10 protein-coding genes are annotated in these 10,307 nt (G+C 68.1%); 8 read left to right on the forward strand and 2 right to left on the reverse strand.

Translation table 11 applies throughout. From position 1 onward, the window contains the following. Positions 1-122: 122 nt before the first annotated feature. The gene (locus FBT69_09685) at positions 123-989 is read right to left on the reverse strand and encodes a hypothetical protein (protein ID MDL1905063.1); all 867 of its coding nucleotides are present in this window, start codon (positions 987-989) and stop codon (positions 123-125) included. Positions 990-1,599: 610 nt separating this feature from the next. Here FBT69_09685 and FBT69_09690 point away from each other — a divergent pair. The 3 genes from FBT69_09690 to FBT69_09700 all read left to right on the forward strand — a co-directional run bounded on the left by FBT69_09690 (position 1,600) and on the right by FBT69_09700 (position 4,614). Next, complete coding sequence (locus tag FBT69_09690) at positions 1,600-2,550, forward strand: hypothetical protein (GenBank protein ID MDL1905064.1); 951 nt, start codon at positions 1,600-1,602, stop codon at positions 2,548-2,550. A gap of 125 nt (positions 2,551-2,675) precedes the next feature. Further along, positions 2,676-3,473: a helix-turn-helix transcriptional regulator gene (locus FBT69_09695; protein ID MDL1905065.1), complete on the forward strand. Its 798-nt coding sequence runs from the start codon at positions 2,676-2,678 to the stop codon at positions 3,471-3,473. A gap of 199 nt (positions 3,474-3,672) precedes the next feature. Further along, complete coding sequence (locus FBT69_09700; protein ID MDL1905066.1) at positions 3,673-4,614, forward strand: PQQ-like beta-propeller repeat protein; 942 nt, start codon at positions 3,673-3,675, stop codon at positions 4,612-4,614. Positions 4,615-4,727: 113 nt separating this feature from the next. Here FBT69_09700 and rmuC read toward each other — a convergent pair whose 3' ends face one another. Further along, complete coding sequence (rmuC, locus tag FBT69_09705) at positions 4,728-6,146, reverse strand: DNA recombination protein RmuC (protein MDL1905067.1); 1,419 nt, start codon at positions 6,144-6,146, stop codon at positions 4,728-4,730. Between the two features lie 159 nt (positions 6,147-6,305). Here rmuC and FBT69_09710 point away from each other — a divergent pair, with 159 nt between their 5' ends. The 5 genes from FBT69_09710 to FBT69_09730 all read left to right on the forward strand — a co-directional run. Continuing rightward, complete coding sequence (locus FBT69_09710; protein ID MDL1905068.1) at positions 6,306-6,839, forward strand: hypothetical protein; 534 nt, start codon at positions 6,306-6,308, stop codon at positions 6,837-6,839. A gap of 74 nt (positions 6,840-6,913) precedes the next feature. Next, the gene (locus tag FBT69_09715) at positions 6,914-7,249 is read left to right on the forward strand and encodes a co-chaperone GroES (protein ID MDL1905069.1); all 336 of its coding nucleotides are present in this window, start codon (positions 6,914-6,916) and stop codon (positions 7,247-7,249) included. Beyond that, positions 7,249-7,476, forward strand: a complete 228-nt coding sequence (locus FBT69_09720; GenBank protein ID MDL1905070.1) for a hypothetical protein — start codon at positions 7,249-7,251, stop codon at positions 7,474-7,476. Before FBT69_09715 ends, FBT69_09720 begins: the two co-directional genes overlap by 1 nt. 111 nt (positions 7,477-7,587) lie before the next feature. Beyond that, positions 7,588-9,219: a chaperonin GroEL gene (groL, locus tag FBT69_09725; protein ID MDL1905071.1), complete on the forward strand. Its 1,632-nt coding sequence runs from the start codon at positions 7,588-7,590 to the stop codon at positions 9,217-9,219. Between the two features lie 609 nt (positions 9,220-9,828). Next, positions 9,829-10,307 (forward strand): hypothetical protein (locus FBT69_09730; protein MDL1905072.1); only part of this gene is annotated, 479 nt, incomplete at its 3' end.

Below are 10,307 nucleotides of genomic sequence, written 5' to 3' on the forward strand. Positions count from 1 at the left end.
TACACCTGGCGCGGCGTCACGATCCGCGAGTACTACAGGAAGTAGGCCGCGCGCAAAGAAGACGAGGCCCGGGCGGAGATGCCCGAGCCTCGGCAAGGATCACGTTGTCCGTCAGCGGGGCGTCAGGCGGCCTCGCGGTTCATCCCGAAGCCGGGCTTGCCGTGGATGTCCGTGGTCTGCGGACCGCACACCGTGCCGGGGAACGGGAAGCCCTGGGGATACACGCCGTTGTAGCCGGTGTTCGTGAACGAACCGAAGTTCGTCACGGGCGTGTTGTAGCCGAACGGGATGTTCGACGAAGGGATCGGCCAGTTGAAACCGCCCTGATACCCGGAGAACGGGTTGGTGTTGTACCCGTAGAACGGGATCGTGTTCTGCCCGTAGTTCGAGAAGGGGATCGTGTTCCAGGGGTTGAAGCCGAAGGTGTTGAAGGGCGTGGACCAGTTGTTGAATGAGCCGTTGTAGATCGGGTAGAAGTTCGCGCCGTACCACGAGCCGAACGAGGGCGGGCAGCAGCCCGGGAAGCACTCGCCGGAGAAGGGTGTAGCGCATGAGATCGGGGTGTTCCAGCCGTAGAACGGCGACCCGTTGATGGTGTTGTACCCGTACCCGTGGTTCCACGACCAGGGGAACGAGCCGAAGGTGTTGAAGTTGTTCCAGTTCGTCCAGTTGGAGGAGGGGATGCCGCAGTTCCAGTTGCCGAACGACCAGTTCGTGTTCCACGGGAAGGAGCCGAAGTGGCTCTGGCCGTGGAAGTTCTGGCCTTGGAACGAGGGATTGAACCAGCCGAACGGCTGAGGCCAGTACCCCGAGTTGGGGATCGTGTACCCGAAGTTGGTGGTCGGGTGCTGGTTCGTGTAGCTGGTATATCCGGTGTGGGTCGGCCCGCACCAGTTGAACGGCACGTTCTGGAAGGTCTGCCCGGGGAACGGCGTGCAGCAGCCGCTCTGCCCAAACGTCTGCGGGTTCGGAATCTGCGTCGTCGTCATCGTCGAGTCTCCTTGTGAATGCTTCCGGTCTGAACGCTTCCCGACGGCCGTCGATCGGCCGCGTTGTCCTGTCCTGCCTCGCCCTTTGTGGGTAGCGACAGCCCGAGCGCGAGTTCCGCGCGCAAGCCGCCCCGCCTTGGCACGCTGGGCGCCGGCCCCTCCACGACTCCGGGCGACCGGCCTATCGGCCGACCGCGAGGGGCGTCTTTGCTTCCGAGGGGGGGTCGCCACGGGCGGGTCCGTCCGAGTCTGAAGTTGCGCTCCGGTCCCGACCGCGCCGGCCGGGGACCATCCTCATCGGACGCCCAGACCGGACGGATAAGCCCCAACGCCCCCAACCCTCAGGGTTTTTCCAGTCGGACGTTCCCCAGACCGCATCCGCGACCCCGGCTCGGCCGAATCAGTGGATGCGTTTCGCGCCGCCCGCTCCTCCGGGGCGGCACCCCCACGGCGAGAGATCGCCTGGCACTGGAAACGACCCCGGACGGTCGGGGATTGCAAAAAGTCCCTCCCGCCACGCCGTCCGGGCCGTACACTGATTGACAAGGGGCAGGGAAGGCCGCCGATACGTGTTCCCTTCGGGAACCGCGGCCACGAAAGGAGCCTCAGGATGCGACCCGTCACGCGCGCTCGTTCGATCGCCATTGCGGTGCTGGCACTCGCGGGGGTTGCCTGCGTCGCCCCTGTCGCGCTCGGGCAGCAGGCCGGCGCGACCGCGCGTCGTACGCCCGGCGTTGAAGCCGCGAAGCGCGAGAACATGATGAAGATGATGCGGCCAGTCACCATCCAGTTCCGCGAGCAGCGTCTGGAGGACGTCATCACCTTCATCACCGAACTCACGGGCGCGGACATCGAGCCGCTGTGGATGGACGACCGCAACGCGGAGGGCCTGGACAAGGACCAGCCGGTCTCGCTCCGGGCGAACCGCGTGACCGCGCTGAAGCTCCTCGAGATGGCGCTGGACCAAGCCGCAGGCCCGGCATCGTTCTACTCCGGCGGCAACACGTGGCAAGTGACCGAGTGGGGCGCGATCGAGTGCGGCCCGAAGGAACGGCTCGCCATGCGACGCCGCGTCGAGGTCTACCCCATCGACGACCTGCTCTTCATCATCCCTGACTACGACGAAGCCCCCGAGATCGACCTGCAGTCGGTCCTTCAGAGCGGACGGGGCGGCGGCGGCGGCGGGCAAAGCCCCTTCCGCGACGCCCAGCAGGAACGCGAAGAACTCCGCCCGCGCTCCGAACGCGCGGAAGAGATCATCGACATCCTCACCGCGCTCGTCGAGCCTGAGCAGTGGACCACCGGCGGCGGCACCTCCACCATGCGCTACTTCCAGGGGGGCATCATCGTGAGCGCGCCCGACTTCGTCCACCGCCAGCTCAACGGTTACCCGTGGTGGCCCGCCTCGGCGCACAGCGTCTCGATGGTCCAGGGGCGCAGATACGTCGGCCTCACCGTCGATACCCAGCTCGCTGACTTCGCCGAGTTCGTCAACGTCCCCGTCCGCGCCGTCACCGGCGGCGGCGCAGGCTCCCCCCCGCCCCCCGGCGGCGGCGGCTGAACGGCTCGCTGTTTCCGGACCTCGTCGCCGAGGCTGCACGCGCAGCCTCGACGCTTTTTTGTGCGCGGCGTGCCTTCGGGGAGAGATACCATGACGGCATCGTGCATCCCAGCGCCGTGTGACCCATGCCCGCATCCGACCGCATCCGTCCCGCTGATGTCCGCCGCTGCGCGCGGCTCGTCGATGAGTGCCGCGACGCCGGCGCGGACCATCAGGCCTGGCAGACGCGACTTCTGACCGGACTCTTTTCGCTGCTCGACGCCCAGGTCGGCATCTCCGGCAACATGCGCGACTTCGGACCCGGCCGCCCCAACCAGCACCTCGGCTCGATCCGTCTCGGCTGGCCGGACCAGCGGGCCGAGCGCGCCTGGCTCGACTACGTCGAGAGCGTCCCGGTCGAGCGTACCCCCGAGTTCCCGAGCCTCGCACGCACCACCGGCGCGATTGTGACGCGCCTGCGAGACCAGCTCTGGGACCGAACCTCCTGGTACCGCTCGCGCGCCTTCAACGAGATCCACCGCCGGAGCGGCATCGACGACTACGTCATCTCGCTCCAGCGGCTGCCCGTCGGCGGACTGTGCCACTCGCTCTGGATCCACCGCCCCGTCGGCGCCCCCCCCTTCGGGCGCCGGCACTGGTGGATGCTCCGCTACGTGCACGAGCGAGTAGGCCGGCTCGTCGGGGGGCCGCTCGCCTCCGCGGTCGAGCCGTCCGTCTCGGACCTCACGCCCCGGCGCCGACAGATTCTCGACGGCCTGCTCGACGGCGACAGTGAGAAGCAGATCGCCTACCGGCTCGACCTCTCGCGCCCGACCGTCCACGAGCACGTCATGGCCGTCTACCGGCACTTCGGCGTCTCCAGCCGCGGCGAACTGATGGCCTGGTTCGTCGGCCGCACGCGCCCGCCACACCCCGAAACCTGACCCCCGATTCCCGCGGCGGCCTCCCGGAACCGCACCGGTAGCCCCACATCCGCGCTAGCGGCTCTCCGCTGTCCACTGGCCATTGTCCCTGTCACCCCGCCCCCTCCGTTCAGATGGCAGGGCGCGCACCGCGGCGGCCGGACAATGCACCTGAACACACACGCCGGTGGACACCCGGCCCGTACACGGGAGAACGACCATGCATCGCACCGCTCGCCTTGTCTCGCTCGTGGCACTCGCCTGCCTCGGCGGCGCGCCCGCCCTCGCCGACACGATCTACGTCGCCGGCCCCGACGGCATCCTGATGAAGGCCGACGCGAACACCGGCATCTTCGAGTTCGCCGGGGTCTGCTCCGGGCCGGTTTCGTCCATGGCCAAGCACCAGGGCGACCTGCTCCTTGCCGACTCCAACGGGGTCATCTACCGCATCAACCTCGACCTCGGCTTCCCCACCGACGCCTGGTCCGTGCCCTCCAACTGCACCGACATGATCATGTACGGCGACAGCCTCTTCATCTCCGGCTCGAACGGCCAGGTGTTCCGCGTCAACCCGGTCTCGAAGCAGGTCACCGATACCTACTACGCCAACGACGACATCCGCGCCCTCTCCATCTTCAACAACACGATCTACGCCGGCGCGAACTCCACCGCCATCTACCGCACCACCGTCGGCTTCGACAACTTCGAGATGTTCACGGTCTGCGGCGGCCAGGTCCGCAGCGCCACCACCGACGGCACCGACCTGCTCGTCGGCGCGGAGCACGCCATCGTCTACCGCTTCGACGCCACCAACGGCAACTACAAGTCCACCTTCGGCGTCGGCGTCAACTGCTCCGCCATCGCCATGCACGACGGCGACGTCCTCGTCTCCGACACCTCCGGCGTCATCAAGCGCTTCGACGCAAACACCGGCGCCCTCAAGGCCACCTACAACGCCGGCTTCCGCGTCAACGCCATGATCGTCGTCACACCCTGCGTCGCCGACTTCAACGCCGACGGCTCGCTCAACACCCTCGACGTGCTCCTCTTCCTCAACGCCTGGTCCGCCAAGGACGACTCCGCCGACCTCGACGGCAACGGCGTCCACGACACCCTCGACGTGCTCAACTTCCTGAACCTCTACAACGCCGGCTGCAACTGACTCGAGATCGCCTTCCGCGCGGCGTGCCGAACCCCGCGCGTTTCACGAGCCTGTTTCCTCAATGCGGAAAGGCCCGGCCCCCAAAGCCGGGCCTTTCCAATGCGCGCCGCGAATCAGGCATCCGGGGTCGAAGCCGCGTCGAGAATCGAGAGCGATTCCTGCGGCGGCGATGCTCGCTCGGTCAGCATCGGCAGATCGCTCTTTCCCTTGACGCCGGCGTCCTCGAACTTCTTGAGGTGCGGGACCAACCTTCGGTTCACCGACCCGATGAAGTCGTTGTACTTCTCCGCGGATTTCCAGATCGCGGCACCCAGCGCATCGACGTGCTCGAACGCGGTCGCCGCGCGCTGGTGCAACTCTCGCCCGAGTTCCAGCAGCCGCTGGGCCTCCTCTGCGAGCCGGTGCTCGCGCCACCCGACCGCCACCGCCCGCAGCAGCCCGATGAGCGTGCTCGGGCTGGCGAGGATCACGTTCGCCTGGGCCGCGCGCTCCAGCAGGTCGGGCCGACGTGCGAGCGCGGCGTCCACGAACTGGTCCCCCGGCACGAACATCACCACGAACTCCGGCGACCCGTCGAACTGCGCCCAGTACCGCTTCCCGCTCAGCGCGCGCACCTGCTCTTCCACGTGCCCCGCGAAACGCTCCAGGCACGCCTCCTGCTCTTCCGGCGTCGCCGCTTCGATCGCACGCATGTACGCGTCCGTCGGCGTCTTGGCGTCCACGGCGATCTTCCGCTCGTTCGGCAGCAGCACCACCATGTCCGGCCGCAGCCGCCGTCCTTCCTCGTCCGTCGCCGACGCCTGCTCCATGAAGTCGCAGTACGCCGTCATCCCCGCCAACTCCGCCACACGACGCAACTGAATCTCGCCGTATCGCCCCCGGACCTCCGGCCGGCTGAGCGCACGCACCAGTTTGGACGCCTCCTCACGCAGCGTGCTGCTGGCATCGCCCGCCTGCTTCACCTGCTCGTCGAGCCGCGTCAGTCGATCGCACGTCTCGCGCAGCGTCTCGCCGATCGGCTTGACCAGCGCCTCCACCGCCGTCTTCCGCTTGTCCAGTTCCGCCACGCCCTCCTGCTTCTGCGCCTCCCACATTGCCTTGGCGCGTTCGAGCATCCGCTTCTGTGACTCGTCGAGCGCCTCGGCCGCCAGTTGCTTGAACGTGTTGCTCGCTTGCTCGTTCAGTTCCGTGATCCGCGCTTCGAGCGCGCCCCGCTCGCGCCGCAGCGACGCCTCTTTCTCTTCGAATACCTTCTTGTCCGCATCGCGCCGCTCCACCGCCTGCGCCAACTCCACCCGTACCTGCCCGATCTCCGCTCGCAGCGACTCCAACTCCCGCGAATACTCCCCCTCCCGACCTTCCGCCTGCGCAACGCGCAGTTCGGCCACCTCTCGCGCCGTCCCCGCGGCCCGGGTCTCCTCCCGAAGCCGCTCCGCCTCCGCAACCAGCCTTGCCCGCTCGCGCCACAGCCACACCGCGGTCACACCGGTTCCGAGTGCGACCACCCCCAACGCGACAGCAAGCAGTTCCATGCCCGGATTCTAACGCCACCCGACCGCGACCCCTGCTGCCAATCTGGCACCCGCTCGCCGTGTTTTCGCCCGTTGCTGCCATCACCCGCACGCGGCAGCCCCCGCCATCGCCCTTCAGCGGGCGCGTTCCTCGGCACCGGACTTGCCCTATGCCCCCCGGTGATCAATGCGCGCCTCCATCCCGCTGACCCCGGCTCCGGCCCGCAACCCGGCCCCGGCGGTCGCCTGAACCTTCTCCTGTCCTACGCCGGTTGGGAGGACGAATCGTGGGTGGACCGTCTGCCTCGCCTTCTTGAACCCATCGGCGTTCAGTCCCTCCGCGCCGGCACGGGCCGACAGGCCTCGGAGGTCATCGCCCGCTACCCCATCCACATCGCCGTCGTCGATCTGGGCCTCCCGCTGGACGCGGCCGCCACTGCCGACGCCGCGAGCGCGGAAGAAGGCGGCCCGCGACTGCTCGACCTGCTGCGTCGGCTCGACCAGCCCCCGCCGACGGTCGTCGTGAAACGTGCCCGCTCACACCGCGACGACTGCCGCGAGATCGCCGCCGCCCTTCGCTCGGGGGCGTTCGCGGTCATCGACCGCCCGCACGGCCCCAACGACCTCGAAGTCATGCTCGAAGTCCTGCGCCGCTGCCTGCTCCGCTTCTACCGCGGCCGCTGGCCCGGCGCGGACCCCACGTTCACTGTCTAACCCGTCCGCCGCGCGCGGACGAGTCGGTTTCATTCACGCAGCACCACGAGAGAACGCAAGAGGAGACGCAACCGATGGCCGCAACGACGACCAAAGCCCCGGCCCGCAGCAAGGCCAAAGTCACCGTCCGACCGCTCCACGACAAGATCCTCGTCCGCCGCGACGAGGCGCAGGAGAAGACCGACAGCGGCATCTACCTGCCCGACACCGGCAAGGAGAAGCCCCGCACCGGCGTGGTCGAGGCCGTCGGCGACGGCGCGCTCAACCACGAGACCGGCGAGCGCATCCCTCTCACGGTCAAGAAGGGCGACCGCGTCATCTTCTCGTCGTATTCCGGCACCGAGATCAAGCTCGGCGAGCAGGAGTTCCTCATGATGGCGGAGGACGACGTGCTGGCGATCATCGACTGATGCCCGGTGCCCGGCGCCTTCCCATGAACACCGACCAGCTCCGCCAGGTGCTCCGCGAACTCGACGGCAAGCGTGCCGCCGCCTTCCACTTCAACGGCGCGACCGAGTGCAACGTCGCCAACGCCATGCTCCTGCCGGACGAGGCGGACCACATGGTCAAGGTCACCGACGGCAAGCACGTCTTCATCATCGACGCCGCACAACTCGTCTGGATCCGGATCGGCTGAGAGAGCAGCCCGGCAACAGAACAAGAGCAGCAGAGCAGCGGACACGAACCACGAAACCACGCAACCCGGACATTTGGCCCTTTGGCCATCTGACCCTTTGGAGATTTGAACATGGCCGCCAAGCAGATCGCCTTCAACACCGACGCCCGCGAGCGCATCCTCCGCGGCGTCCAGAAGCTCGCCCACGCCGTCAAGGTCACCCTCGGACCTTCCGGCCGCGTCGTCGTGCTCGAGAAATCCTTCGGCGCCCCCACCGTCACCAAGGACGGCGTCACCGTGGCCAAGGAGATCACCCTCGAAGACCCCTACGAGAACCTCGGCGCGCAGATGGTCAAGGAGGTCGCCAGCAAGTGCTCGAAGGACGCCGGAGACGGCACGACCACCGCCACCATCTACGCCGAGGCCGTCTACGCCGAGGGCCTGAAGAACATCACCGCCGGCGCGAACCCCAACGAGATCAAGCGCGGCATCGACCAGGCCGTCGCCGCCATCACCGACGAGCTGCGCAGGATGTCCAAGAAGGTTGACTCCTCGAAGGAAATCGCCCAGGTCGGCACCTGCGCCGCCAACCAGGACGAGCAGATCGGCAAGATCATCGCCGAGGCCATGGACAAGGTCGGCAAGGACGGCGTCATCACGGTCGAGGAGGGCAAGTCCCTCGAGACCGAGGTCGAGCTCGTCGAGGGCATGCAGTTCGACAAGGGCTACCTCAGCCCCCACTTCGTCACCAACCCCGCCGCCATGGAGTGCGTCCTCGACAAGCCCTACATCCTCATCCACGAGAAGAAGATCTCCTCCGCCAAGGACATGCTCCCGCTGCTCGGCAAGATCGCCGACTCCGGCGCATCGCTGCTCATCATCGCCGAGGACGTCGATTCCGAGGCCCTCGCCACGCTCGTCGTCAACAAGATCCGCGGCGTGCTGAAGGTCTGCGCCGTCAAGGCCCCGGGCTTCGGCGACCGCCGCAAGGCCATGCTCGAGGACATCGCCGTCCTCACCGGCGGCACCGCCATCATGGAGGAACTCGGCCTCGACCTCGAGAAGATCGAGCTGTCCCAGCTCGGCCGCGCCAAGAAGGTCACCATCGACAAGGACAACACCACCATCGTCGAGGGCGCGGGCAGCCAGGACGCCATCAAGGGGCGCATCGAGCAGATCCGCCACCAGATCGACGCCACCACCTCCGACTACGACCGCGAGAAGCTCGAGGAGCGCCTCGCCAAGCTCGCCGGCGGCGTCGCGCAGATCAACGTCGGCGCGGCCACCGAGGTCGAGATGAAGGAGAAGAAGGCCCGCGTCGAGGACGCGCTCCACGCCTGCCGCGCGGCCGTCGAAGAGGGCATCCTCCCCGGCGGCGGCGTCGCCGTGCTCCGGGCGCGCAAGGCCCTCGACAAGCTCCGCAAGTCCGCCACCGGCGACACCCGCGTCGGCATCGACATCGTCCACCGCGCCGTCGCCGCGCCGGTCAAGCAGATCGCGACCAACTGCGGCCTCGACGGCTCCGTCATCGCCTCGAAGGTCGAGGAGGCCGCCGAGACCAACTTCGGCTTCAACGCCCTCACCCACGAGTTCGGCGACCTCGTCAAGATGGGCGTCATCGTCCCGACCAAGGTCGAGCGCATCGCCCTCCAGAACGCCGCCAGCGTCGCGGCGCTCCTCCTCACCACCGAGGCCGCCATCGTCGAACTCAAGGAGAAGAAGGAGAAGGTGCCCGCCGGCGGCGGTGATGACTTCGACTACTGATCCATCCTCAGCACCCTTCCGCTTCACCCCGGAGGCCCGGCCCGACAGCCGGGCCTCCGCTGCTTTCGCCCCACCGACCCCACCCGGCCTCGAAGCCGTCCCGGGCGTGTCATCCCACCGGATCGGGGGCATCGTCCGGGCTTCCTTTCCGATGGCGGGGGCGCTCCCCCCGGCCGTCGCTTGCGTGCCCCCGGCGGCCGCTCGCGACCCCCCGCGCGCGGCATCCGAGCCACCGAATGCGACATTCGGTGGCTCGAACGGGGGATTCGGGCCATCGGAAGGGCCTCCAGAGGCCACGGACGCCCGACCCGAGGCCCCGGCCGCCGCAGCCGACCCCACGGTTCCATCCCCCGGCAACCGAACGACGCCGTGACGGGCAGCGCGCTTCTGCCCGCCACCCTCCTCCGCAACCATCGCAAAGGCTTGCAACGCAGAGATTTACGCGCTGAACCCGAAGCGCGGCCCTGCCGCTGCCCTCGCCGATCTCGGCTCGCCCTGTTGTGTCGTGCAAACCATCGCGGTAGCCTTACGCCACCGCCGACCCGATCCATGCCCGAAGCGTTCGCCGGGCGGGTCGCGGGTGTTGATCCGGGAGAGGGGAGCACACACATGAAGCAGGATATCCGTGGGCGTGGTGTCGGTGCGTCCGGAGCGTTCGTCGAGCCGCTCGAGGGCCGCGTGCTCCTCGCCGCCGTGTCGTGGACCGGCAGCGGCGACGGCGTCAACTGGCACGACCCCAACAACTGGAGCAACAACGCCATCCCCGGCGCGGCCGACGACGTCACCATCGACATCGCCGCCAACCCGACCATCGTCTACAGTGCGACGGCAGGCAACCGCACCATCAACAGCCTCCTCTCGCGCGAGGCCATCAACTTCACCGGCGGCCGACTGACCCTGCTCACCACCGCCACGATGGAGGCCGCCACGACACTCAACGGCGGCGCCCTTCAGGGCGGCACGTGGACCTTCGACGGCGTCTCGCTCTCCTTCGCCAACAACGGCAGCAACCGCCTGGACGGCCCCATCACCGTCAACGGCAACCTCGACCGCTCGGGGAGCGCCGGCTACCTCGGGATCACCGGCGG

This window comes from Synechococcales cyanobacterium CNB, assembly GCA_030263455.1.
GTDB lineage: Bacteria > Planctomycetota > Phycisphaerae > Phycisphaerales > UBA1924 > CAADGN01.

Excerpts from the sequence above, each read along its gene's own strand:
- FBT69_09700 (MDL1905066.1), top strand. The coding sequence starts at position 3,673 with ATGCATCGCACCGCTCGCCTTGTCTCGCTCGTGGCACTCGCCTGCCTC.
- FBT69_09720 (MDL1905070.1), top strand. The coding sequence starts at position 7,249 with ATGCCCGGTGCCCGGCGCCTTCCCATGAACACCGACCAGCTCCGCCAG.
- FBT69_09715 (MDL1905069.1), top strand. The coding sequence starts at position 6,914 with ATGGCCGCAACGACGACCAAAGCCCCGGCCCGCAGCAAGGCCAAAGTC.
- rmuC (MDL1905067.1), bottom strand. The coding sequence starts at position 6,146 with ATGGAACTGCTTGCTGTCGCGTTGGGGGTGGTCGCACTCGGAACCGGT.
- FBT69_09690 (MDL1905064.1), top strand. The coding sequence starts at position 1,600 with ATGCGACCCGTCACGCGCGCTCGTTCGATCGCCATTGCGGTGCTGGCA.
- FBT69_09695 (MDL1905065.1), top strand. The coding sequence starts at position 2,676 with ATGCCCGCATCCGACCGCATCCGTCCCGCTGATGTCCGCCGCTGCGCG.
- groL (MDL1905071.1), top strand. The coding sequence starts at position 7,588 with ATGGCCGCCAAGCAGATCGCCTTCAACACCGACGCCCGCGAGCGCATC.
- FBT69_09685 (MDL1905063.1), bottom strand. The coding sequence starts at position 989 with ATGACGACGACGCAGATTCCGAACCCGCAGACGTTTGGGCAGAGCGGC.